We start from the raw sequence: 26,467 nt of genomic DNA on the forward strand, positions 1-26,467 counted from the left end.
AAAGGAAATGGAAGACTTACAACGCGACAGCCTGACGATGGATGATAGCCTCACGATCGGGGCCGGTCGAGATGAAACTGATCGGCAGGTTCAGCTCGGCTTCGAGGTAGGTTACATACTCCGCCAGTTCGGCCGGAATGTCGTCGAATGCGCGGATACCGTCGAGTGAGGTATTCCAGCCTTTAAATTCTTTATAAACCGGCATCACGTCCACGTCGCAGAGGTCATACGGGAACTGCTCGGTCTGGGTGCCGTCGGGCAGGATGTAGTGCGTACACACCTTGATGGTATCGAAGATGTTCAGGACATCGACCTTCATCATAATCAGCTGCGATACGCCGTTGATCATGATCGCGTACTTCAGCGCGGGCAAGTCGAGCCAGCCGCAACGGCGCGGACGGCCGGTAGTCGCACCGAACTCGCGGCCTTCCTTACGGATCGCTTCGCCCGTTTCGTCGTGCAGTTCCGTTGGGAACGGACCGCTGCCGACGCGGGTGCAGTAGGCTTTGAAAATGCCGTATACCTCGCCGATCTGACGGGGGGCGACGCCAAGGCCCGTACAGGCACCGGCAGTCATGGTATTGGAGCTGGTTACGAACGGGTATGAACCGAAATCAATATCGAGCAGGGAGCCCTGAGCGCCTTCGGCCAGTACGCGCTGCTCATTTTTCAGTGCACCGTTGACCGCATATTCACTGTCGGTCAGCTGAAATTGCTTCATGAACTCAATTGCCGAGAAGAAATCGTCTTCGGCTTGTGGTAATACCGACTGATAATCAAACTGATAGTGATCGAGCGTCGTTTTGTGCAGGGAAACCAGCGTATCGTATTTTTTGCGGAAGTTGGCCGACAGAATATCACCGACGCGGAGGCCGAGGCGGGCCACTTTGTCCTGATAGGTCGGGCCGATCCCGCGCAGGGTAGAACCGATTTTTGCTTCGCCTTTCGACTGCTCAAAGGCGGCGTCGAGCAGACGGTGGGTTGGCAGAATGATTGATGCTTTTTTTGAAATGACCAGATTCTGGTGGATGTTGAGGTTGTATTTGGCGAGGCCGTCGATTTCGCGGCGGAACACGATTGGGTCTAATACAACGCCGTTACCGATAATATTGAGGGTTTCATTCCGGAAAATACCCGATGGAATTTGGTGTAAAACGTGTTTGAAACCATCAAATTCGAGGGTGTGACCGGCATTCGGGCCGCCCTGAAAGCGGGCAACTACCTGATATTGTGGCGCCAAAACATCCACAATCTTGCCTTTCCCCTCGTCGCCCCATTGGAGGCCTAATAATACATCAACCATTAGATTGTTAACTTATTGGTGATACTCCCGATAAAATTCACACAAAGATACGCTAAGTTGCCGCTTATGGAACCAAAATTTCTCCTTGAATCCTATCGTTGCTGATGGTTCTGGTGGTTACTGGGGTTGCTGATGGTTACTGATGGTTCTGGTGGTTGCTGGTTGTTTCTAGTTGTTACCAGGGTTACTGGTGGTTCCTAAGGTTGGAACCACCAGTAACAACCAGAACAAAAGGTAACAAAAGTTATATGGGTAACTTTATTGTAAACGTCGTGCCTTCGCCGTCGGTGCTGTCGACAAAAAAGTCGCCCTGGTGGCCTTTGGTGATGATGTCGAAGGAAAGCGACAGGCCCAGCCCTGTGCCTTCGCCGGTAGGTTTGGTGGTGAAAAAAGGCTGAAACACCTTGCCAATGACGTCTTCGGGAATGCCGGGGCCGTTGTCGCGGATCACCAGCGTGACAAAATCAGGCGTGTTTGCCGTAGTGGGGGCACGACCGGCAGCCGGTGCTGTTTGGGAGCCGCCACTAGCTGATACATGAGTTGATACCCAAACCGTTGGCTGGAAGCCGGCCGGGGCAGACTGCTGCTTCTGGTCAAGGGCGTAAAAGGCGTTGTTGAGCAAATTCAGTACAACGCGGCCAATGTCCTGCGTTGCCAGATTGACTAAGGGTAGCGTAGGGTCAAAGTCGGTCACCAACTGGCAGTTGAAGGTTTTGTGGGCTGCCCGGTAGCCGTGATACGCCAGCCGCAGGTATTCGTCGCCGAGGGCGTTAAGGTCGGTTGGCTGCTTCTCGCCCGACGAGGTGCGGGAGTGTTCGAGCATGCCTTTAACAATCGAACTGGCCCGTTTGCCGTGGTGGGTGATCTTTTCGAGGTTCTGCCGCAGATCGCCCAGAATCTCGTCGACTAGTCCTTCGTCGCGGTCATCGGCAGGGCGTTGCCGTTCGTCTTCAATTTCGGCAACGAGGTCGGCCGATACTTCCGAGAAGTTATTGACGAAGTTGAGCGGATTCTGAATTTCGTGGGCAATACCGGCGGTCAGTTCACCGAGAGAGGCCATTTTTTCTTTCTGGATCAGCTGGTCCTGCGTAGCTTTCAGGGTCTCGATGGATTCATTCAGGGCGGCGGTACGCTCCTGTACCAGCCGTTCGAGGGTTTCGTTCTGGGCGGCCAGAATCTGTTGCTTTTCCTGTTCCTGAGCCAGTGAGCGCTCCGAAAGCCGTTTCACTTCGTCGAGGTTTTTCTGTAGCGAAGTATGCGTACGCGTGTAATCCTGTACCAGCGAAAAGGATAGTCCGATAGGGACGCTCAGCAGAAAGAGGAAAAACAGCAAAATAATGATCAGCAGAAACATCAGGTTATTGAAATCCCAATCATAGAAGCCAGCCATGATGCCGTTTACCAGGCTCAGTCCGGTGGCTAGTAAAAAGGAGATAAACGAAAACCGCAGGGAATTCCAGGGTAATTTATCACCGGCCTGACCACGTTTTTTACCAAGCCAGCTGGTCCGGATGTAATCAAAGGCAAAAAAAGTAGATGTAAGCGCCGCCAGGCCGGACGGAAGACTCCCGACAAGCCATTGGTAACCAAAGGAGATGGTTAGCAGCGTAATCGAAATAGCGAATATCCAGCCCTTCGCCCGTTGCAAATAGGCATAGACAGCCATCAATAAACAACCCGCGCCGATATGCAGCCCGGCATACTGGATCAGGTCAATCACCGATTGACCTCTCAGGTTGGCATTATGGTATTCAAAAACCGATACGCCAAACATCAAGGCAAAAGAAACGGACGAAATACTGAGCAGCCCATTGACTTTCTGCTCTGGGTTTGCCCGGAAGAACATCAGATGAAGCAAGGCCAGAATGACAAAAATGCCGGCAATTAAGGCACCGACAGCCGCATTCACAGAGGCATTCGCTGTCAGGTTTACCAGTGTGAGCTGGCGTGGCTCAATCCAGATTCTGAACGGCTCGAGGGAGGTATTGGCAAACAGGAGGTCTTCATCCTGATACTGAAACCGGATTGCCAGCACATGTTTCCCCGTGTCCGGCAGCATAACGGGGATAGGTTCAAAAGCCATCCGATTATCAGTACTTGATCGCCGGTCGGCCACAACAGTGGCAATCAGTTTGCCGTCGAAATAAATTTTTGAATCGCCTAACTGCTGGATAATCAGGTCCCACGCTCGTTCCTTATAGCGTTTATTTCCCTGTAGGCTATAGCGGAACCAGCCCGTTTTTGCCTTCAGCAGAGCAGTCCGCTGTTCAGGCGTATCATCAAACGTATCCCAGCTTTTAGCATTATATGCGGGCTGTGCCCAGGTCAGCGAGTCGCCCGCTTTAAACCGGCAATCGTCTGCTTTGAAACTAAAACCTTCATTACTCCCGGAAAAAGAAATAAACTGACAGTGGGCCAGATGACTAACGAAAACCAGGCAAACAAGAATAGCGTAGCGCATGAATACAGGAAAAGGCTGTTACCGAGAGATCAATATTAGTACATCCCTGGTAATTGGCAAGCATTTTTCGGATAAGGATGATAAAGAAAGATAGTACATTTCTTCTGAATAAAAGCCAGGTTCCTGATCGATTCGGCTTAGCTTGAACTAGCCCCATCCAAAGCCTGATTGCATAGAGAGGGGGCTAGTGAGCGAACGTAGGGTGAAGGGAAGGTTTATTAGCCAGATACTCAAAGTTATAAAGGAAGACGTATGGTAAAGGTCGTGCCTTCACCTTCGGTGCTGTCGATGAGGAGGTCGCCCTTATAGGCTTTGGTTATGATATCGTAGGCGAGCGACAGACCCAGACCTGTGCCTTCGCCGGTGGGTTTGGTTGTAAAAAAAGGTTGAAACACTTTGCCAAGGATGTCCTTTGGAATGCCGGGACCGTTGTCACGGATCCTCAGTGCGACAAAATTCGTGGCATTTGAATTCGTGGTACTTAGCCAGACAGTTGGCTGGAAACCGTCAGGGATGGCCTGCTGTTTCTGATTGAGGGCGTAAAAGGCGTTATTAAGCAGACTCAGGATAACACGGCCAATATCCTGCGTTGCCAGATTAACCAGTGGCAGGGCAGGGTCAAAGTCGGTAACGAGCTGGCAGTCGAAGGTTTTGTGCGTTGCCAGGTAACCTTGATAGGCCAACCGCAGGTATTCACTGCTAAGGGCGTTAAGGTCGGTTGGCTGCCGCTCGCCCGCCGATGTCCGGGAATGTTCGAGCATGCCTTTTACAATAGAGCTGGCCCGCTTGCCGTGGTGGGTGATCTTTTCGAGGTTTTGCCGCAGGTCACCCAGAATCTCGTCGACCAGCCCTTCGTCGCGGTCGTCGGCGGGGCGTTGTTGTTCGTCTTTGATCTCAGCAATCAGGTCGGCCGAGACCTCCGAGAAGTTATTGACAAAGTTGAGCGGATTCTGGATTTCGTGGGCGATACCGGCGGTTAGTTCGCCGAGTGAAGCCATTTTTTCTTTCTGTATCAGCTGATCCTGAGTGGTTTTCAGGTGTTCAATGGATTCATTCAGGGCGGCCGTGCGCTCCTGTACTAACCGTTCGAGGGTGTCGTTCTGGGCGGCCAGAATCTGTTGTTTCTCCTGTTCCTGAGCCAGCGAACGCGCCGAAAGCCGCTGCACTTCATCAAGGTTCTGCTGTAACGAGGCATGTGTGTGTGTGTAGTCGTGAACCAGCGAAAAGGATAGCCCGATAGGTACGCTTAGCAGGAACAAAAAGAAAAGCAAAATCAATACTACCAACAGCAGTGTACTGGTGATTACTAATTTAGAAGAAAGCAAACCATTCAGGATAGCTAGTAAAATGATAAGGCTAAGGGTAGCAAATGAAAACCGCAGCGAGTTCCAGGGTAATCTGTCACCCGGCTGTCCGCGTTTTTTACCGAGCCAGCTGGTCCGGATATAGTCTAACGCATACAAGCAGAACGTTAATGCAATCAGGTAGTCTGGGGGACTTCCGATGAGCCATTGATACCCGAAATGGATGCTTAGCAAAGCAATTGAAATAATGAACAGCCAGCCTTTGGACCGGTGCAGATAGGTATATACAGCCGTCAGCAAGCCGCTCATACCAATGTGTAATCCGGCATATTGTATCAGGTTGAGTACGGATTGTTCTCTGAGATTTGAAACAAAGTAGTCAAAAACCGGAATGCCGGCCATGCAGGCAAAGCATAGCGAAGAGATACCAAGCAGAAGGTTTACCCGCTGATCCGGATTGGCCCGGTAAAACATGAAGTGTAGTAAGGCCAGAATGACAAAGAAGCCCGTGATCACCGCGTTAAACGCAGTGGTCATAGACGAAACAATTATCTGATTCATCAGACTTTTCTGTTGCCGTTCGATCCGGATTGTAAACGGTTCTGTATCTGTATCAGCAAACAAAAGATCTTCGTCACGGAATTGATGCCGGATGGCCAGCACATGGTTTCCGGTGTCGGGTAACGTAACAGGTAGTTGCACCAGAGCTATCCGCTCCCCGGAATTCGCTCGCTGATCAGCCACAACGTTGGCGATTCGTTTCCCGTCCAGATAAATGGTTGAGTTTCCTGACTGCTTTATTATCAACACCCACTTTTCTTCTTTATAACGTTTTTTACCTTGTATCCGACAGCGGAACCAGCCTGATCCGGCTTTATTAAGTGTTGTACGTTGTTCAGGAGTATCCCTAAATGTGTCCCAGTTTTTGTCAGAATACGTCGTCGTTGCCCACATTAGCGAATCGCCCGCCTTGAAGCGGGTATCAAACGCATTAATAATAAATCCTTGATCATCAATAGAAAGTTTGTTTTGGCAGTATCCCAGGTAACAAAAAAAACACAGTAAACTTGTGATGAAATAGCGCATATGTATTTATGTATTAATTTATATGAATATAAATATTAGCATATTATAGATAATAATGGATGCTTTAATGTGAAAACGGGGAAAGTAATAGTACATTTCCCCAAAACCAGATAAGTACAGTACGGCTAGAATGTCAGGATTTTCTTCTTTTAGGCATAAAAGTGAAAGCCCTGACAACATCAATGCGTATATCAACTAAACTGGTAAAACGAGCTGTGTACCTGTCGCTCGTTCCCGCCTTTGCTCTTTCAACTCTAACACAGGCGCAGCCCAAATGGCCGGCCATCACGCAGGAGACAAAGCCCTGGACACGGTGGTGGTGGATGGGCAGTGCTGTAAGCCCGACTGACCTGACCCGGCTGATGGAACAGTATCAGCAAGCAGGGCTGGGCGGCGTCGAAATAACCCCGATTTATGGCGTTAAGGGCGCCGAAAGCCAGTTTATCAATTTTCTGTCGCCGAAATGGATGGATGTGCTGGGTCATACGCTGAAAGAAGCCCGCCGCCTGAACATGGGTGTTGATATGGCGCAGGCCTCGGGCTGGCCGTTTGGCGGTCCGTGGGTAAACCAAGCGGATGCCTGTAAGTATGTGGCCTCAAAAACCTTCACGCTGAAGGCCGGCGAACAACTTCAGGAGCCTGTCGCTTATAGCCAGAAACCGATCACGCGCATTGTCGGCCAGCCGATTGACATCAAACAGCTGGTGGAGCCGATCACGAAAAATCCGGACCTTCAGCTTCATGCCTTTGATCAGGTGCGTTTCGAAAAACCACTGCCGTTGCAGTGCCTCATGGCCTATGCCGATAACGGCCAGATCGTTGACCTCACCGGAAAGGTAGACGGCAGTGGTAGGCTGAACTGGACTGCTCCGGCGGGAACCTGGACGCTTTACGCCGTTTTTGAAGGCTGGCACGGTAAAATGGTCGAACGCGCCGGACCCGGCGGCGAGGGCGATGTGATTGATCACTTCTCGAAACCCGCCACGGAGCATTACCTGAGCTATTTCGATAAAGCGTTTAAGGGCCGTGACCTGACCGGTCTGCGGGCGTTTTTCAACGACTCCTATGAGGTTGACGATGCCAGCGGAGAGAGCAACTGGACACCGGCTATGTTCGATGAATTTAAAAAACGGCGCGGCTATGACCTGCGGCTGCACCTGCCCGCGCTGTTCGGCAAACCCGACACCGAGCCAAACAAACGGGTGCTGAGCGACTACCGTGAAACCATCTCGGAGCTGCTGCTCGAAAACTACACCAAAGTCTGGTCGGACTGGGCGAAGAAACACGGTAAAATTATCCGGAATCAGGCCCACGGCTCACCGGCTAATATTCTGGATCTCTACGCCGTTACGGACATTCCCGAAATCGAGGGTATCGACGTGATGCGGATTAAATTTGCCTCGTCGGCGGCCCACGTGACGGGTAAAAAACTGACCTCCTCCGAGTCCGCGACCTGGGAAAACGAACACTTTCTGACCAAACTGAGCGATGTCAAAAAGGCCATGGACCGTTTTCTGCTCGGGGGCGTCAACCACACGTTTTACCACGGCACCAACTATTCGCCGCAGCAGGCAGCGTGGCCGGGCTGGTTGTTCTACGCCGCCGTTCATTTTAACCCGAACAACAGTTTCTGGACTGATTTTGGTAAACTGAACCAGTACGTGGCCCGTTGTCAGTCCTTTCTGCAACAAGGTAAGGCCAGCAATGATGTGCTGGTATACCTGCCTATTTTCGATGCGTATACCCGTCAGGGTAAGGTGATGCTGCAACATTTCGACGGTATTGATCATGGCTTCAAGGGGTTGCCGGTTGAGCATCATGCTAAAGATCTGTGGGAGCGGGGTTATGGGTTTGATTTTATTTCGGATAAGCAGCTGCTTGGTGTGACGGCTACGGGTGGCAGGCTGCAGACCGGCGGGGCTGGCTACCAGACCATCGTAGTGCCCGAAGCGCAGTACATGCCGCTGCCAACGCTGGAGCAGTTGATAAAGCTGGCGCAGCAGGGAGCAACCATCGTCTTTGCCAACAAGCTGCCCGACGATGTGCCGGGGATGGCCAATCTGACCGTCCGGCAGGCGGCCTTCAAAAAACTGCTGGCCGGTCTGGCGTTTACCGAAACCGGCGGCATCCGACAGGCGAAAGCAGGGCAGGGGCGCATTTTTGTCGGGACCAGCTTAGACGAAACCCTGAAAGCGGCCGGTGTACAGCGGGAAACACTGGTTGACAGCGGACTGGAGTTTATCCGCCGCGAACATGCCGAAGGGAACTATTACTTTCTTACGAACTGGAGCGACAAAGCCATCGACGGCTGGGTGCCGCTGGCTACCAAAGCTAATTCGGTGGCCCTGTATAACCCGATGACGGAGCTGCTGGGTATGGCCCGGAAGCAGGCATCGGCAACGGGGATGGACGTGTATGTGCAGTTGCAGCCAGGCGAATCGTGTATACTCGAAACCTCTGCCAGAATGATCAAGGCGACGGGTTATCCGTATGTCGAGGCCGTGGCAGCGGCCATTCCGCTGACTGGTAAATGGACGATCAACTTTGTGTCGGGCGGACCCGCATTGCCGTCGCCGGTGACGACGGAAAAACTGGGGTCGTGGACCGAGCTTGACGGAGACGCGGTAAAGACGTTTTCCGGGGCCGCTACCTACACGCTGAGCTTTCCGAAACCGGCGGGCGTTGCCGATGCCTGGGTGCTGGATTTAGGTAAGGTCGCTGAGAGTGCCCGCGTGCAGCTCAACGGCAAAGAACTGGGGACGGTGCTGGGGCCGGTTTATCAGCTGGAAATACCGGCAAGTGCGCTGGCGGCGACCAATACGCTGACCGTAACGGTATCAAACGGAATGGCCAACCGCATTGCTGACCTGGATAAGCGGAAGGTGGCCTGGAAGACGTTTTATAATGTTAACATGTCGCCCCGGCTGCGCGAAAACCGTGGCACAGACGGCAACTTCACCGCCGAAAACTGGTTGCCCCGACCTTCGGGTCTGCTCGGGCCGGTCACGTTGCGACCGGTGAAACGGACGTTTTAAGGTAAACGGCTTTAGTGTCAAGGCTCCGGACATCCGGAGCCTTTTGTTGTTTGTTAACCGATATACAAGACCTGATCTTACGGATGATTCATGCCGATATGTTAGTTTTTGTAATCCCCAATTTGTTAATTGAGAGCTTGTTTTAGAAACCTAAACTTACCTATGAAAACACATTACCTGCACAGGGGAAGGCGCATGAAGCCATGGTGGCATGCGCTTCTGACGCTGCTTTTTCTTACAATTGGTCATAACAGTATTAGTTTGGGGCTGGATACCAAATCAGGACAATCCGGTACGATTGTCAGTACACCTGAGTATGGTATTACCGGTTTAAATACGTCGGCTGTAGTCGACCAAACCAGTAGCTGGCAGTATACGGTGCGGCTAACCCGCACCCTGGAATACAAGCGCCGGCGTACCAACGCAGCCATGCAGCGCAGTGCCGCTCGGGCCACAGTCAGCGGAAATACCCTGTCGGCTGAAACAGTCCCGCCGGATACAACCATTATGTCGAATCCGTCTAATCCGACGAATTCGACATCTGCGACGTTTAGCTTTTCCGGCTCGGATAATGAGACACCCGCCGCAAGTCTGACGTTTGAAGTAAAACTGGACAGCGGAAGTTTTAGCGCCGCTACTTCCCCGAAAACCTATACCGGCCTTTCCGACGGGATGCATATTTTTCAGGTGCGGGCGATCGATGCATCGGGCAACATTGATCCGACGCCGGCTAGCTACACCTGGACGGTTGATTCTACTCCGCCGAATACAACTATTACCGCTACCCCGCTCATTATATCTAACTCTACAAATGCAATGATTTCCTTCAGCGGCAGTGATGGCAGTGGGTCTGGTGTGGCAAGCTTTCAAGTTAAGCTGGACACAGGAGGCTTTATCACTGGTACTTCTCCGCAAACGTATACCGGCCTTTCCGACGGACTGCATACGTTTCAGGTGCAGGCGGTTGATTTGTTAGGTAACGTCGATCCGACGCCGGCTAGTTACACCTGGACGGTTGATACTACTCCGCCATCTGCCCCGGTGGTGAGTGCCCCTGCCAACGGTGCTACAACGAGTAACAACAAACCTACCGTTATCGGAACCGCCGAAGCTAACAGCACCGTAACAATTTTGATTGACGGGAGTACTGTTGGTACTACTACGGCCAATGCTTCGGGTAACTGGATCTTTACCATAAGCAGTGCCCTGTCGGATGGGGCTCATACCGTCAAAGCTAAAGCAACGGATGCTGCCGGTAATACCAGCGTGGACAGTAATACCAATACATTTATCGTTGACACGGTTGCACCGGCTGCCCCGGTGGTGAGTGCTCCGGCCAACGGTGCGGTGATAAGTAATACCAAACCTGCCGTCAGCGGAACGGCTGAAGCCGGTAGTACGGTGACCGTCACGGTTGATAATACAGACATCGGAACGGCAACGGCAAACGGATCCGGCAACTGGTCTTATACGGTAAGCAGTGCCCTACAGGAGGGCACTCATACGGTCAAAGCCAAAGCAACGGATGCTGCCGGAAATACCGGTACCGTAAGCAGTACAAATTCGTTTACAATTGCTGCAGCCCCTGTCGTAACCGGTTTTGCGTCAGCCGGGGCCTCGCTTTGTGAAGGTACTCCGCTAACCCTGACGGCTACCATCGGTAATGTGACCGGTAGTTATGCCTACACGCTGACGAACGGAAGTAATCCGCTCACGGGAACATCAGCGGGGGCTACCTTTTCGCAAACGCTGAACGGAGTGAGTCCCGGAAATTATACCTACACGCTGACGGTGAACAGCAACGGGCTAAGTGCAACGGCCACCGCTCAGGTAACGGTTGGGAGCCAGCCATCTGTCAGCAGTGTGGTGGCAGGCGGTGTGCTGGGCAACGGCACCTGTTCCGTCGATCTGAGCAGCACCGGCATTGGCAGTAGTTTTGTCATGACAGGCCCCAATGGCTTTGTCTATTCAACCGTGTACCGGCAGGCAGGAACGCATACGGTTACAATTCCGGGTGTGACTACCCCCGGAACCTATACACTGACTGTTTCCAGCGGCGCGTGCTCGGCAACTGTGCCTCTTGTCGTGAGTGGCACGGCCTGCCGGTAGGAGTTCTTGGCTACATACAGCATAAAAAAAGCCTGACACAATGCGGTCAGGCTTTTTTGCTGTTAGTTTTAGTCTACTTTTTTTCTGTCGACAGGGAGTTGATCCAGGCGGCAATCTTTAACGCGTCTGCCTTCGGAACCTGTGGCATCGGCGGCATTTCTGTCGCATAATCCGGCCAGTTTTGTGGCTTCGGATTGTGAATCAGTTCAACAATCTGTTCGTTGGTATAGCCTCGTTTGGCGACTTCGGAATAGGCCGGACCTACCTGACGCTTGTTCGCCTGATGGCAGGCCAGACAGGTATGTTTCGCTAATAAGCCTTTTACTTCGTCGTACGTTGGTGCTTTGGCGCTGGCAACCGCTTCGGTTTTTGTTGACGCCGGTTTGGTGGCGGCACCGGTTTTGGGTGCGGTTTTCGGGCGACCACTTCCGGTTTCAGGGCGACCACTTGGGGTCGCCCGTACGGGGGCGGCGGCCGGTGTTTCGGCAGGTTTGGCTTCGGAACTGAACGTGCTTACTTCGCTCATGGCCAGTTTCTGGCCGGTCGGAATGTTGTTCAGCGTATAGAACGCCAGCGGGTGAACCAGTGAGTACGAACCATCGGTGCTGCGAACACCATCCAGACGGATTTCGTGGATGTGGTAGCGGCGCAGGTTGTCCACAATGATGCGGGCTTTCATGCCGTCGGCCGACAGTTTAACGCCTTTAATCGCGTTTGTTTCGCGGTTTACCGGCGGACTACCGTATACCGGGTGGTATTTGTAGATAAAGCTGCTGACCGAATACGAAGCCAGATCTTCGGCCGACTTGCGGTCAACCGGCGATGTAAATTCGATTTCGAAGCCGTCCGGCATGGCACGGACCGCCTTCATCTCGAACGGCATCTTTTCGTTCCAGACCAGTCGTTGCAGACCTTCTGTTGCTTCACCGGCAGAGCCCCAGCCACGGTTAGTTTCACCGACAAACAGGGAGCCGTCATTGCCCCACGCCATCCGGAGTACACCCGACTGGAAGCCGGCGCGGAAATCGAAAGCCGCACCCTGGAATTCGCCGTTTACTTTCTCCATGTAGACGCGCATGATCTTGCTCTGGCCCTGATCACCAACCAGCAGCTGACCGCTGAACGGACCGAAGCTGCCTTCCGGAATCGCCACAATTTCGGAGTTCGAAATCCCGAAAATACCGTGAGGTAACCAAACCGCCGGTAGCTGCAATTCAGGGAACTGCTCCTTCAGCGTGTAGAGTGGAATCGGTGTTTCGTCGGCTACGTTTTCCGGTTTGATGGCGCGGCCCTGCTCGTTCCGGCGTTTCCGCGGGTCGATTTTGGCATACAACTGCTGCTGCGTCAGCTTCACCGGTGAGTTTGGCATGTTAGACCAGCGGAGACCGGCCGGGTGACCTACCCACGCGCCTTTTTTCAGGTGCCATACACCACCCGAGCCAATCCAGTCGCCCTGGTTGTCGGAGTAGAACAGTTCACCGTCGATCATACCCAGGCCGCAAGGAGAGCGAACCCCCGTTGCCCATGGTTCCATTTTACCATCTTCGGTGATGTGCATCACCCAGCCCCGCCACGGGACACGGCTTTCGCCCGCCCACCATTCTTCGTCACCGAAGGCTACATTGCCCGATACGAAAAACGAGCCGTCCGGTGCGATTTTAGGCCCGAAGCTGTATTCGTGGTAGTGACCCGATAACGGCCACGAGAAAATCGTTTTCAGCAAATCAGCTTTGCCGTCTTTATTTGAGTCGACCAGTTTGGTCAGTTCACCGCGCTGCGCGCAATACAGGGAGCCGTCTTTATAGGCCAGACCCAGAATTTCGTGCAGCCCTGAGGCATATTTACGGAAAAACGGCCGGCGGCTGGTCGGGTTTTCAACGATGAATACATCACCGCGACGGGTGCCGATGCCCAGATCACCGTTCGGCAGTACAGTCAGACCGCCGACTTCGAGCAGGGTCCCTTCCGGAGCCGGTACCCGCATGATCCGGAAAAAATCTTCTTCTTTCGGAGATTCCTGCGCCTGCGCCGTCGACAGGAAAGCCGTCATCAGGCAGGTGGAAAGCAAAAGTTTATGTAAGTTTCTCATGGAGTTTAGAACAGAATCGAATAACTCAGTTTACCACTGCTGACCGGAACAATCAGTTCCTGGCGGTTGCCGGCCGGACGAATCACCGGTTTAACGTTGCCCGCCGTTTTGATGTAGTACGACTTGCCGTCGATCAGGTACGAACCGTCGCCGGCCGCTTCAATCGAAGCACCATCCGCCAGCCGGGCGTACAGATTTGCCGCCGGGTTGCTGATGGTGATGTCGCGCTGAATACCGTTACCATTGTCGAGCACACGGATCATGTCCTGCACGCCTGAACCGAAGATTTTGTACAGGAACGTCGGGCGGTCGCTTTCGTCAAGCGAGTAGCCTTCGGTTTTAAAGCCGGTACCGGTGGTGTCGGTAACCCAGGCTGCCTGCGGTGAGCTCAGTTTGTTCAGCACCAGTTGCGGCAGACCCAGTCGCTGCACCATACCCGTCGGCCGCGATGAACCGTCGCCCCGGCTATTCCACATCGGTGTTGCATCCAGGAACTGACCACGCCATACCTGTACGAGGAACCCGTTGTCGAGGTCGTAGGTATAGTGAATCTGCTCCGGACTACCCACCGAAATACCGTGCGTTACCCGCATCCGGCGGCCCATGCCGTTCTCGTTCGGAACGTCCATGAAGCTGCGCAGGATTGTGTTGTTCGGCGCGTGAATCAGGATCGGGCCGTTGTCGTTGAAGCCCCCTTCGGCCAGGTTATCGCCGATGAAAAACTCACGGAGTCCTGAACCCTGTAGCGACAGACCGATTGACGGCGTGGCGCGGCCCTGTACTTTTGAATAGATAATTTCAACCGGTAAATCACCGGCCGGCAGCGAAACAGAGGCTGAGGAGCGGCGGTTTGAGTTAGCCCATGGGAAAACCGTCTGGTTGTTGATTTTCATGGATGTAAACCCACCTGCACCGGCCAGATTGAAGGCATATTCGCCTGCTTCCTTAATGTTGAGTAAACCAGAATAGCGCACTAGAAAGTTATTCGGACTAACGGTAACGTTAGCCGTTAGTTTGGGAGCTGTTCCCTTTGCTTCGGGAGCCGCCTGACCCAGGGCATTTTCCTTGTCAAACTGACCTGCATATACCGCGTAGGTTAGGCCGGTCAGTTCGGGACGAGGTTTATTATAAACGGTATACCGGATATTCCGGAACGCTACCGGACCATGGTCGCCCTGAATCAGCAGCGGCCCAATGGCAACTTCGTCGTTTTTCAGCGGACCACGCGTCGGGCCGGTCAGTTCCACGTTTTCGTGGATCGTCACGCCGTTCAGGTCAATGCGCAGGATTTTAGCGTTTTCGATTTTCTTACCGCTTTTGTCGAAGCGTGGCGCCTGGAACGAAATCCGCATACGCTGCCACAGGCCGGGCGCTTTCGTTGCGTTCTGGCGGGCGGCATGGCCTTCGTAGCCTTTCTGGCCTTCCGGACGGCTTTCGTCCCAGCGTTGGTAGATCGATCCGTTGTCGCCGATTTTCGCCGTTTTCTGGCCCCAGCTGTCGATCAGCTGGATTTCGTAGCGGCCCTGCAGGTAGATGCCTGAGTTGGAGCCTTTGGCCATCATGTACTCGAGGTCAAGGTCGAGGTCGCCGTGTTCGAGGGCCGACAACAGGTTGGCCTTCTCGCGGTCGGTCGGCAGGTTCACCAGCACACCGGAGCCGGATTTGCTGGTCAGCACGTTGGTTTTGGCAAAATCAGCCGTGACGTCGCTGGCGATCTGCCAGTTTTTGCCGACGTTACCGCCGCCCGGATTCCGGAAAGCACTCAAGTCGTTGAGCGAAACCGTGTTCGGTTGACCGTTCTGGGCCATAGCCGGGCTGAAAAGGCCCAGGCTCAGCAGCCAGCAGCCGGTGGCAACCGAACGCGTAAGCACTTGTGAGGGTTTTGTGAGCATTGAAAAACAAGGATTAAATTTGGTGTTTAAGGGTTCGGGATAGCGCGTTTATTTTTTGTCAGTTGAATACGAATAAGGAGCATCTTCCGGCTTTGTGCCCCGCTGTTTGTTCGGCGTGGCACTCATGTTTACATCAATGGTTGCTCCCTGTAACAGCGCCTGATGGCTCAGCCACGTTTTTGCATACGGTTTGCCGTTTACAGAAACCGTATTGATGTACCGGTTGTCGACACTATTATTAGAAGCATTGATAACCACTTTTTTACCGTTCTCCAGGGTGAGTGTTGCTTTCTTAAACAGCGGTGAGCCGATCACATACTGGTCGCTGGCGGGGCAGACAGGGTAGAAGCCAAGGGCCGTAAAGACATACCAGGCCGAGGTCTGACCGTTGTCTTCGTCGCCGCAGTAGCCGTCCGGCGTCGGCAGGTACAGGCGGTTCATCACCTCACGCAGCCAGTACTGGGCTTTCCACGGTTCGCCGGCGTAGTTGTAGAGGTAAATCATGTGCTGGATTGGCTGGTTACCGTGGGCATACTGGCCCATGTTGGCAATCTGCATTTCCCGGATTTCGTGGATGACACCACGGTAGTAGCTTTCGTCGAAAACCGGCGCGAGGCTGAACACCGAATCCAGCTTGGCCGCGAATTTCTGACGGCCGCCCATCAGGTCGATCAGGCCCTGCACGTCGTGGAAAACCGACCAGGTATAGTGCCAGCTATTGCCTTCCGTAAAGGCATCGCCCCACTTAAACGGATTGAACGGAGTCTGGAACTGTCCGTCCTGATTCTTACCGCGCATCAGACCGGTCTGCGGGTCAAACAGGTTGCGGTAGTTCTGCGAGCGTTTGGCAAACAGGTCAATTTCGGCCTGCGGGCGTTTCAGGGCTTTCGCCAGCTGGTAAATGGCAAAGTCATCGTAGGCATATTCGAGGGTACGGGCGGCGTTTTCGTTGATTTTTACATCATACGGCACATACCCCAGTTTGTTGTAGTACTGCGCGCCACGGCGGCCGACGGCATCCATCGGGCCTTCGTTATTGGCGTTTTTCAGCAGGGCTTCATACAGTGTGTTGATGTCGTAGCCACGGCCGCCTTTCAGATAGGCTTCGGCCACGATAGACGCCGAGTTCGATCCTACCATCACGTTCCGCAGGCCAGGGCTTGCCCATTCCGGCAACCAGCCACCTTCTTTGTAGGCGTTGGCCAGACCTTCCTGCATCTGGTTATTCAGCGACGGATACATCAGGTTCAGGAACGGAAACAGTGACCGGAACGTATCCCAGAAGCCGGTGTCGGTAAACATATAACCCGACCGCACTTCGCCGTTGTAGGGGCTGTAGTGAACCACCTTGTTGGCGGCATCAATCTCGAAAAACTTACGCGGGAACAGCAGGGCGCGGTACAGACACGAGTAGAACGTACGCGTCTGGTCAATGCTGCCGCCTTCGATTTTCACGCGGTTCAGTTCCTTGTTCCAAGCCGCTTTACCTTTGGCCATTACGCCGTTGAATGAGTCGGTGCCCAGTTCGCGCAGGTTCAGTTCGGCCTGCTCGTAGCTGATAAACGAGGAGGCGACGCGGATGTGCACCTGTTCGCCTTTGGTCGTTTTGAACCCGACCACCGCACCAACGTGAGCCGCCTGAAGTTCGAGGGTGTCTTTCGATACTTTGTAGTTTTTCCAGCCCTGCGCCATGGCAAACGGCTTGTCAAACGTCAGGACAAAGTAATTTTTAAAATTGGCAGGAACCCCGCCGCTGTTTTTGGTGGTATATCCGATGATTTTTCGTTGCGACGGGATCACTTTTACGTATGAGCCACGATCGAACGCATCGAGAATAACAAATGAACTGTCGGATTTAGGAAACGTCAGCCGGAACATGGCAGCCCGTTCCGTGGGGGCAATTTCGGTGGTAATGTCGTGATCAGCGAGGTAGACGCTGTAGTAGTAGGGTTTGGCCACTTCGGATTTGTGGGAAAACCAGCTGGCCCGGCTGTCTTCGTCGATCCGGAGTTTGCCGCTGACAGGCATGATCGAGAACTGGCCGTAATCATTCATCCAGGGCGACGGCTGGTGTGTCTGCTTAAACCCGCGGATTTTGTCGGATGCATACGTATACGCCCATCCGTTTCCCATCTTGCCGGTTTGCGGCATCCAGAAATTCATCCCCCAGGGCATGGCAATAGCAGGGTAGGTGTTTCCGTTGGAGAGCGACGGTTTGGAGTCGGTACCCATCAGAGTATTAACCCACTCGACGGGGTCGGTAACGTTGGTAACTTGCTGGGCGTTGGCCTGGTAAACCAAACCGGTAGTGAGTAGTAAAGCGATTAGGCGTTTTTTCATTTTTATATAATCCCCCGGCTCGTTGGTAACCAGGTACAGGATTCACGGTAAATAGCCCTGAACTGCCAATAAGTACAGGATGTCAAGACAGCGGGCGGATCACTCAATCACTAAGCACACAAACATTGTCTGATGGTTTTATACCACATAGCCACATAGAAAAATAAAGATTTATTATCTCTTATGTGCCCTATGGGACTATGTGGTATATTCATTTACGGCCGATTAGTAGCCGGGGTTTTGTTTCAGGTTCGGGTTCGCTGCCATCTGGAGCTGCGGAATCGGGAACAGGTTCTTCGACTCGTTGCTTGGCTGGTGATCCCACCATGAATACGTATGGAATGCTCCGAAACGGATCATGTCGGTACGGCGCTTGCCTTCGAAGATAAACTCACGACCGCGCTCTGCCAGCAGTTCCGGCATCGTCAGGGTGGTAGTCGTATACGCTTCTTTGGCGAAATCAGCCGCGCTGAATGCCCGCTTGCGGGTATCGTTGATCAGCTGAACGGCTTCGGCCGTGGCCGTTCCGTTGTTTTTGCGCATCAGGGCCTCGGCCTTGTTGAAATAGATGTCGGTCAACCGGTACAGCGCCCAGTCGTTGCTCCAGTATTTCGCTTCTGACTGACGGCCCGGGCGGTACTTATTAAAGCGCGCGCCGCTGTTTTCCTCCCCGTCGATCATCGTCGAACGGGTACCGCCTTCCGATGCACGACGGATTTCCTTCACGAATACCAGCTGCTTGCCTTTGTATTCTTCCGTTGCCAGTACCGGCTGCGACGGGTTCGTTGCATATACCTGCGGCCCGATCAGCATCCAGGTCGATTTCCGGAGGTCATTGTCCTTGAACGCGTCGTAGGCGCTCGGGATAACCACCACACCGTTGTTCCCGTTGGCGTCACCGTCGTAGATAAACCGCTGGGCAAAGTGGTAGAAGTCGCCGCTCCAGCCGCAACGTGTCGGCGTAAGCTGGTAGTCATACACCAGCTGGAACAGGATTTCCTTTGAGTTGTCGTTGGTATTGCTGTACGTGGCGAGCAGGTCGGCATCCAGAGCCGGAGTGCCGTTCAGGCCGCCGGTTTCGCCCTTGAGGATTTTATCGCAAGCCGCGATACACTCATCCCAGCGGGCCGTGCCTGACCATACCTGAGCGTTCAGGTACAGTTCCGACAGCATCGAGTAACCGGCCGCCTTGGTAACCCGGCCGATCATGGCCTTGCTCAGGTTCGGCAGCTTGTCAACGTTTTCCTTCAGTTCTTTTTCGACAAAGGCAAAGATTTCGGCACGCGGCACCGTCGGCGGACTCAGGGGCGTTCCCACTGTAGTTACGAGCGGGATATTGCCGTAGAGGTCCATGAGCTTCATGTAGTGGTACGCCCGGAACACTTTCAGCTCAGCCAGGAAGGCGTCGCGCTCCTGGTTGGAGACACCGGCTGCCTGGAAGTTGATTTTGTCAAAATCACCGATGGTGTTGTTACAGAAACCGATACCGGTGAAAATCAGCCGCCATGGGTCCCAGATGTTGCTTTCGGTGTATACCCAGCTGTGGCCGTGCAGACGGATCCACTGCGCGTCGTCGTAGCCGTGACGGCCTTTTTGCGGCCATGCCAGCTGATCGGCCGAGAATTCGTTCAACCGCCAGAAACTGCGCTGACCGGTCGGGGCCATCCAGGCATTGGCGTGGGTATAAGGCCGTAGTACGGCCGACAGAATTTCCTGACGGTTATTGTAAAAGTTATCGGCACTGATCTGGCTATACAGCGTTTCGTCGAGGTTTGTGCAGGCATTCATGCCTGACATAACGCCAACCAGGCCGGTCATCAAAAGTCCTTTTGTTATGCGATTCATAGGGTAGGTTCTGATTAAAATCCGACATTAAGACCAACGGTGAATGAGCGGGTGCGCGGATAGAAGCCGCGGCCGTCGATACCAGGTGCCAGCCCTGTATCGTCTACTTCAGGGTCTAAGCCCCGGTAGCCGGTGATCGTAAGCAGATTGCGTCCTGTTGCATACAGACGGAGATTGCGGACAAACGGCGTCTTGAACTTAAAGTTATAGCCCAGGGTCAGGTTGTCCAGCTTCACGAAGTCGCCGCGCTCCAGGTAATAGTCAGAGTACTGCAACACGTCGTTGATCTGGTTGTTGCGCGTAATGGCATCCAGTAATACGTTGTTTGGCAGATACACTTTGTTACCCGAGAACGCCTGCTGCAGGTTCAGGATGTCGAACTTAAACTTGCCGCGGAAGAAAACGGTCAGGTCAAAGTTCTTGTATTTCAGGTTGTTTGTCCACGACAGATAATATTTTGGAATACCGTTGCCGATGTACGAGAAGTCGTCGTTCGGTACGATTTTGTCGGCCGTTACCGCTTCGCCGGTTGCTTTGTAGAACAACCATTTGCCTTCCGGTGTGAAACCGGCGAAACGCTTCCCGTAGAAGCTGCCCAGCGGCCCGCCTTCAATCGTACGGATAGCCGGCCCGAGGGCACCGAAACCACCGATATCACCGAAAGTCAGGAACGTAACCTTGAACACGTCGTCAGAGAAAGCAACCAGCTTGTTTTTCTGCCAGCTTCCCATCAGGTCCATATCCCAGCGGAAATCACCTTTTTTCATGATGTTACCGCTCAGGGTTACTTCGATACCGTTGTTGTCAACCGTACCTACGTTCGTAAACAGCGTCGACTGGATATACGGCGGCAACTGCGTGTTGAAGTTACCCAGCAGGTCGGTTGTCCGGCGTTTGTACACCTCGATAGCGCCCGACAGGCGGTTGTTGAACAGACCGAAATCAAGACCGACGTTTACTTCGTTTTTCCGTTCCCAGCGCAGGTTCGGGTTCGGGTTGTTGTTCGGGCCATACGTCTGACGCCATACACCATCGTCGTTCAGGTAGAGGTTACCTGTGCCCAGCCGTACCAGCGACTGGTAGTTCGGAATACCCTGGTTACCCGTTACCCCGAAACCGGCACGCAGTTTCAGGTTGTTGATGAACGTATACTGGTTCATGAACGGCTCGTTGGTAATGTTCCAGCCCGCCGATACCGCAGGGAAGTTACCGAACTTGTTGTTGGCACCGAAACGTGACGAACCTTCGCGACGCAGGATAAACTGCAACAGGTACTTGTCTTTATAATCGTAGTTGATCCGGCCGAAGAACGCGATCAGTGTGTTATCCTGTTTGCTGCTGGCCAGGGACGATTTACCTAACTGGATGAAGTTGCCGGCACCAAGGTTGTTTTCTTCGAAGGCGTTGTTCAGGAAGCCTGAGTTTGCGGCTTCAAACGATTCTTCTACGCCGTACTGGTAGCTGTAACCAGCCAGGGCGCGGATCGAGTGATCGTCGTTGAAACGACGGCTGTACTCCAGTGTCGATTCGAACGTGTAGTTGTTCAACAGGTAATTCCGCTTACGGCCGTAGCCTGTACCGTTTACCGGCGTACCGTTCAGCGTACCGATCTGTGAGAAACGCGAATCCGTCCGGCGGTATTCGTTATCGTTCTGGGAATCCCGCATCAGGGCACCGAATACCGATGCTTTCAGTCCGTCGATTGGTTCCAGCGTAAACCGGACATCAGCCGATGTCGTCTGCTGATCGCGGCGGTTTTTCTCCTGATTCAGGCGGCCGATCGGGTTCGTGGTTGAGCCTTCTTCGTAGTACTTACCGTTGGTATCGAACACCGGCTGTGTCGGGTTCCGGCCCAGCGCGTTTTCAAAGTCGCCGGTTGAACCACCCAGCAGGTTGGCACGGTTGAAGTTCGTGGCCAGATTCACCTGAGCCGTTAACCGGTCGTTCAGTCCGCGCTGGTTGAAGCTCAGACGGCCACCGTACTGACGGCGCCAGTTCTGGATCGTAATCGGGTTGGCTTCGTTGTAGTACATTGAGGCCCGGTAGTTGCTGTTGCTGCTACCGCCCGACATTGCCAGGTTATGGTACTGGCTGATGTTTTGCTTGTCGAGCAGCAGATCGTAGAAATCCGTTGACGCGCCGAGGTCTTGCATCTGACCGGCCTTCACGTTGGCCGGGTCATTGCGGTAATTCCGCCATTCTTCGGCCGTCAGGTAACGGGGGCGCTTGGCCACTACTTCGCGCTGTGCATAGGTCGAGTAGTCGAACCGGGCAGGACCCGCCTTGCCTTTTTTCGTTGTGATCAGGATAACGCCGGCGTTGGCCCGGGTACCGTAGATGGCAGCGGCCGAACCGTCTTTCAGGACGTCGAATGATTCGATATCGTCCTGTTGCAGCAGGTCCAGGTTACCGCCCGGAATACCATCGATAACGACCAGCGGTGAGCGGTCACCGTTGATCGAAACGATACCCCGCAGCTGGATGGCCACACCTGAGTTCGGGTTGTTGCCCTGTGTACGGGTAATCTGCAGACCGGCCACTTTCCCCTGGATCAGGTCAAGCGCGTTCCGCGTACCACCCTGGTTGAAGTCTTCTACCTTCACCGACGTAACGGCTGAGGTAACTTCGGCGCGGCGCTGGGTACCGTAACCAACCACGACTACCTCATTCAGCGAGCGGACATCCGATTCCAGAATGACGTCGATGGTCAGGCGGTTGTTTACCGGCACTTCCTGCGACTTGAAGCCGATCGACGAAATAACCAGCACCGAATTTCCTTCCGGAACATTCAGGCTGAAGCGGCCTTCCACGTCGGTTACCGTACCGACGGTTGAGGTGCCTTTCAGCAACACCGTGGCACTTGGCACCGGCTTGTTTGTTTCGTCGAGTACCCGGCCGCGAACGGTCAGAGGAGGCATCGCCGTCGATAGCGGAATAGTGGGCAGTTTGAGAGCAGCGGGTGCGCCCCGAAACACCAGCGAGCCACGGCTCAGGACGATCCGGTTACCGATCATCTCATAGCGGATCGACAGAGGCTCAAAGAGTTCTGTTAATACACTGGCCAGACTTTCGTTGGACGCCCGCAGGGAAACCTGCCGGTTTGCCTGGATCAAATCAGGACTATACGAGAACTTAACGTCGGCTGCTTTTTCCAGCCGGCCAAGCACTTCGCTTATCCGTTTATTGGCGATCTGAAGTGTAATCCGACGATCTAATGCGCCCTGCGCACGTCCATCGAGTGCGAGGGAAACATTCGTAAATAAAGCTGCTAATATTACTTGTAGTAAAGTTAACTTCATGACAGTCCATCCAATATTCTTGGAGAATAGGTGTCTTTTCATAACTTTGAATCGGGTTTTGTTTTTTGGTTAGGCAAAATCTTCCCTGCCATCCGTTTTTCGGATGTTCTACACAGGACCTGGGGATCTTCGGGAGTCAGTGATGGTGGTGCATTACTGACTCCTTTTTTATTGATAACGCGTTTAAGCCATCGTAAACGTATAGTATTAGTTAATAATTCAGGATTTTTGGTAACAGGGATTCAGGAAATCAGGATCAAGGGTGGCAGCCTCTTCCGGATACAACAATCTGCGTAGCCTGTATGTCCCAGTTTGCTTCGACAGTTGCACAGATGATGTCGAGCTTTTGCGCCAGCGTTCCTTCCCGTAAGTCAGCGGTCAGGCGGCAGTTGCCGACTGCCTGATTGGAAAAAACAACCGGTAATCCATACGATCGTTCAATGTCTTTAAATACTTCCCGAACAGGAACAGCCTGATAGTCAGCGTTGACCGGCTGGAAGGCAAGTGCTTTGGCATCACTTGTTTCGTTCGGTCTGGTCTGCACCAAACGGGCATCTGTACGACTATATACAGCCTGCTCGTTTGGTGACAGAACCATTCCGGTCAATTTATCAGAAGTAAGTTGTTCGGGTGCACGCGTAATGTCTGCCTGTGGGAAAACCGATACCCGGCCGGACCGGACAGTAACCACCACATCTTTGGCGCCGCTGTAGGCGCGGACGTTAAAACTGGTGCCTAATACCTTCGTTACAAGATCGTTGGCATAGACGATAAAGGGTTTATGAGAGTCTTTGGCTACGTCGAAATAGGCCTCGCCGTCAAGGGTAACTTCCCGGCGATTGCCCGACAACGATTTGTCGTAAGTCAGGCGGCTGTTTTTTTGCAGAATAACAGAGCTGCCGTCCGTCAGCACGACGAATACAGGCTGTTGGGTGGTGTTTACTTTTTCGACAAGTTGCGGCGGTGTTGACGTAGCGGATTGGTGAGTCAGTGTTTGCTGAGACGGTGCCGTGTCCGGGTAAAGCAGCCACCAGCTTAGCCCGGCCACTACCGCCACGGAGGCAGCTGCGACCCAGCGGAACCGGCCCCATACCGGACGGGCGACCGGTTCAGGACTGTGGGGCTCTTCCTGGTTTTGTACAATCTGCTGGTGAATTGCCTGCCAGATAGCATCCTCTTCGGCCGGATTTGCCGTACCCGCCAGCCGAGTCGTGACCTCGCTAAGTTTATGCACGAGATCCGTCGCTTGCCGGACCGTTTCCCCTTGTTCGGGATGCTGGTCCAGAAAGAGCTGCCAGTATTTTGAAGAGGCTTCGTCGGGACTCTTTACCCATTGCCGGAAATAGGAATCGGCAACAAAATCCTCCCGTCGGTAATTTTTTTCTTTCATGCTTCAGGCACCGTTCTACAGACAATAGAGCAGAACCGGCCCGAACAACTCAGGGATTTTAAAAAAAATTAAAAATAGTTTAAAAGCATGCAGAGAATCAGGGAGAAATCGGTCAGCGAAACGCGCAGAGCAGCAAAGGCGCGGTTGAGATTGTTGATCACCGACTGATGATTGATGCCCATGATGCGGGCAATTTCGTCGTTGCTGAAGTTGTGAAAGAAGGCCAGCATAATGGCTTCGCGCTGGCGGTTGGGCAACGCCTCAATCGCGCGCTGCAACCGGTGCTGCTGATCGGTCAGGGTTTCTTCTTCCGTCAGAATCAGCTCAATGGAAGGAGTGAGCAGCAATTCTTCGTCGATCGGCGCTTCTTCGGTGCTGACTGTCAGGGCTTTCTGTTGCAGATTGGTCAGTCTGTTCCGGAGTACGCGGAACAGGTAGAATTTGATCGTATGCAGATCGCGGAGGTTTTCCCGGCGTTTCCAGATTTCGATGAATACGTCCTGAATGGCGTCTTTCACCAGATCATGATCCGTTGACAGGCGTTTGCCATAGCCGAGCAGAGCCGATGAGTGGGTCCGGTAGATTTGCTCAAATGCCTCTATATCTCCTTGCCGGAAAGCATCCCAGAGGACTGATTCGTTGTGATATGTAGACAAGTTTGCCAAAAAGTAGTACCAATCATTGAGCAACTATCCTACAAATTTAACACAAAAAAACCGGTTTTGCTTAGTCCAGGGAAAACTTGCAATTGTCATACTGGCAGATAGAAATCGTGGGGTAACGGTACGGTAAGTAACGAGTGTTTTAAAAAAAGAGGAGAGTTTCCTAAGTTTGGCCCCCAATTTGCTGAACATCATCCGAAATCGTTTACCCCGACCCCAAAAAATGGAAGAAATAGCGTTTACTATGCAGCTGAAGCCAGGCGTTGACGCAGAATACAAGCGCCGGCACGATGAAATCTGGCCTGAATTATCGGCCTTACTGACGGAAGCCGGTGTCCGGGATTATTCTATTTTTCTGGATAGGTCAACGGGCCGCCTCTTTGCGGTACAGAAGCGCGTGGAAGGGCATACAACGGATACCTTGCCTGCCCTCGACATCATGAAACGCTGGTGGGCTTACATGGCCGACCTGATGGATACCAATCCGGATAACTCACCGGTGGTCATCGCCCTCGAACGGGTCTTTCATATGGACTAGTTGGTTCATTAGATAATGCCGGCTCAATCTATTTGTTTTAAAAGTCGTTTACTGAATATGAATACGCGTATACTACCCGGAAAAGCAATGTGTAACGGAATGAGGAAAGGGCAGAAACTAATGCTTCAGGCTTTACTGTGGGCATTGGCCGCCGGTGTGGTGCAGCCGGTTATGAGTAACCCTAAAAAGGAACAGTCGGTGAAAAAAACGACGGCGGTGAAAAAGACTACCCGCACGGCGGCAACCAAACGGCTGGACACTAAAAAAGTGGCCACGGCGGCCAGCGTGGTAACCATGCCGCTGCTGGGCGAAAAATACGCGCGGGTGGTGGTGAAAGACCGGAAACTGAGCGGAGCCGTGTTTTATCTGGCTCCCGGTCACGGCGGTCCCGATCCGGGCGCGATCGGCCAGTATGGTGTTCATAAACTGGCCGAAGATGAATATGCCTATGACGTAACCATCCGCCTCGCCCGGGTTTTAGTAGAACACGGCGCTACGGTATACATGACAGTACAGGACAAAAACGACGGTATCCGGGACGAAAAAATCCTGAAACTCGACCATGACGAGGTGGCGTACCCGAATCTGGCGATTCCGCTGAACCAGACAGCCCGTCTGAAACAGGGAACGGATGCGGTTAACCAGCTACATAAAAAACATAAGAATGCTTACCAGCGGTTGCTGGCCATCCATGTCGATAGCCGGAGCGAGCGGGAAATGATCGACGTGTTTTTCTACCACCACCAAGACAGTGTGGCGGGCAAGCGCCTGGCGACCACCTTACAGCAGCGTTTCGGGAATTGCTACCGGCGTTGTCAGCCCAACCGCTCGTATCTGGGCAGTGTGTCGGAGCGCAGCAGCCTGTATGTGGTTAAAAACAGCCATCCGCCGACCGTCTTCATTGAATTAGGCAATATTCAGAATACCAAGGACCAGCGCCGGTTCCTGATTGCTGACAACCGGCAGGCGCTGGCAAACTGGATTTACGAAGGTATTCAGGCCGATTATCAACGTCAGTAAGCACGGCCGGTAAGGCCCGTTTATGAGTCCGGAAGCCGGGTTGTATGTCTCCTGTATAAGGCGACACACAGCCCGGTTTTCTGTTTTCAGCACG

At 53.2% G+C, this 26,467-nt stretch carries 14 protein-coding genes; 4 read left to right on the plus strand and 10 right to left on the minus strand.

The genetic code is table 11. The features are described 5' to 3' along the window. Nucleotides 1-16 precede the first annotated feature (16 nt). From AC23NW_RS28805 to AC23NW_RS28815, 3 genes are all read right to left on the minus strand, one after another. A complete protein-coding gene (locus AC23NW_RS28805; RefSeq protein WP_487453930.1) occupies nucleotides 17-1,303 on the minus strand; it encodes an adenylosuccinate synthase in 1,287 nt (428 codons plus the stop codon). A gap of 244 nt (nucleotides 1,304-1,547) precedes the next feature. After that, nucleotides 1,548-3,764 (minus strand): sensor histidine kinase, encoded by a 2,217-nt coding sequence (locus AC23NW_RS28810; RefSeq protein WP_487453931.1) that lies wholly within the window; start codon nucleotides 3,762-3,764, stop codon nucleotides 1,548-1,550. A gap of 236 nt (nucleotides 3,765-4,000) precedes the next feature. Then, nucleotides 4,001-5,812, minus strand: a complete 1,812-nt coding sequence (locus tag AC23NW_RS28815) for an ATP-binding protein (protein ID WP_487453933.1) — start codon at nucleotides 5,810-5,812, stop codon at nucleotides 4,001-4,003. 524 nt (nucleotides 5,813-6,336) lie between these two features. On the opposite strand from AC23NW_RS28815, the gene AC23NW_RS28820 reads away from it, so the two are divergent. Both AC23NW_RS28820 and AC23NW_RS28825 read left to right on the plus strand, forming a co-directional pair. Then, nucleotides 6,337-9,189, plus strand: coding sequence for a glycosyl hydrolase (locus AC23NW_RS28820; RefSeq protein WP_487453935.1), 2,853 nt, complete (start codon nucleotides 6,337-6,339; stop codon nucleotides 9,187-9,189). Between the two features lie 162 nt (nucleotides 9,190-9,351). Next, on the plus strand, nucleotides 9,352-11,298 hold the full coding sequence (locus tag AC23NW_RS28825; protein WP_487453937.1) for an Ig-like domain-containing protein: 1,947 nt from the start codon (nucleotides 9,352-9,354) through the stop codon (nucleotides 11,296-11,298). 73 nt (nucleotides 11,299-11,371) lie between these two features. Here the strand turns inward: AC23NW_RS28825 and AC23NW_RS28830 are convergent, their stop codons facing one another. From AC23NW_RS28830 to AC23NW_RS28860, 7 genes are all read right to left on the minus strand, one after another. Then, nucleotides 11,372-13,387, minus strand: coding sequence for a c-type cytochrome (locus AC23NW_RS28830; protein WP_487453939.1), 2,016 nt, complete (start codon nucleotides 13,385-13,387; stop codon nucleotides 11,372-11,374). A gap of 5 nt (nucleotides 13,388-13,392) precedes the next feature. Further along, the gene (locus AC23NW_RS28835) at nucleotides 13,393-15,279 is read right to left on the minus strand and encodes a 3-keto-alpha-glucoside-1,2-lyase-like domain-containing protein (RefSeq protein WP_293837304.1); all 1,887 of its coding nucleotides are present in this window, start codon (nucleotides 15,277-15,279) and stop codon (nucleotides 13,393-13,395) included. Between the two features lie 48 nt (nucleotides 15,280-15,327). Further along, nucleotides 15,328-17,619, minus strand: coding sequence for a GH92 family glycosyl hydrolase (locus AC23NW_RS28840; RefSeq protein ID WP_487453940.1), 2,292 nt, complete (start codon nucleotides 17,617-17,619; stop codon nucleotides 15,328-15,330). Between the two features lie 225 nt (nucleotides 17,620-17,844). Further along, entirely contained in the window at nucleotides 17,845-19,464 is a 1,620-nt protein-coding gene (locus AC23NW_RS28845; protein WP_293837306.1) for a RagB/SusD family nutrient uptake outer membrane protein, read from the minus strand. A gap of 14 nt (nucleotides 19,465-19,478) precedes the next feature. Continuing rightward, nucleotides 19,479-22,763, minus strand: a complete 3,285-nt coding sequence (locus AC23NW_RS28850; RefSeq protein WP_487453942.1) for a TonB-dependent receptor — start codon at nucleotides 22,761-22,763, stop codon at nucleotides 19,479-19,481. Nucleotides 22,764-23,019: 256 nt separating this feature from the next. After that, complete coding sequence (locus tag AC23NW_RS28855) at nucleotides 23,020-24,153, minus strand: FecR family protein (protein ID WP_487453944.1); 1,134 nt, start codon at nucleotides 24,151-24,153, stop codon at nucleotides 23,020-23,022. Nucleotides 24,154-24,221: 68 nt separating this feature from the next. After that, nucleotides 24,222-24,809 carry an RNA polymerase sigma factor gene (locus AC23NW_RS28860; protein WP_293837309.1) on the minus strand — a complete coding sequence of 196 codons (588 nt, stop codon included), beginning with the start codon at nucleotides 24,807-24,809 and terminating at the stop codon, nucleotides 24,222-24,224. Nucleotides 24,810-25,038: 229 nt separating this feature from the next. Between AC23NW_RS28860 and rhaM the strand changes: the two genes are divergently transcribed. Further along, nucleotides 25,039-25,353: an L-rhamnose mutarotase gene (gene rhaM / locus AC23NW_RS28865; protein ID WP_487453946.1), complete on the plus strand. Its 315-nt coding sequence runs from the start codon at nucleotides 25,039-25,041 to the stop codon at nucleotides 25,351-25,353. Nucleotides 25,354-25,473: 120 nt separating this feature from the next. After that, nucleotides 25,474-26,373, plus strand: coding sequence for an N-acetylmuramoyl-L-alanine amidase family protein (locus tag AC23NW_RS28870; RefSeq protein WP_487453947.1), 900 nt, complete (start codon nucleotides 25,474-25,476; stop codon nucleotides 26,371-26,373). Nucleotides 26,374-26,467 lie beyond the last annotated feature (94 nt).

It is taken from the genome of Arsenicibacter sp. R0_47 (genome assembly GCF_057652235.1).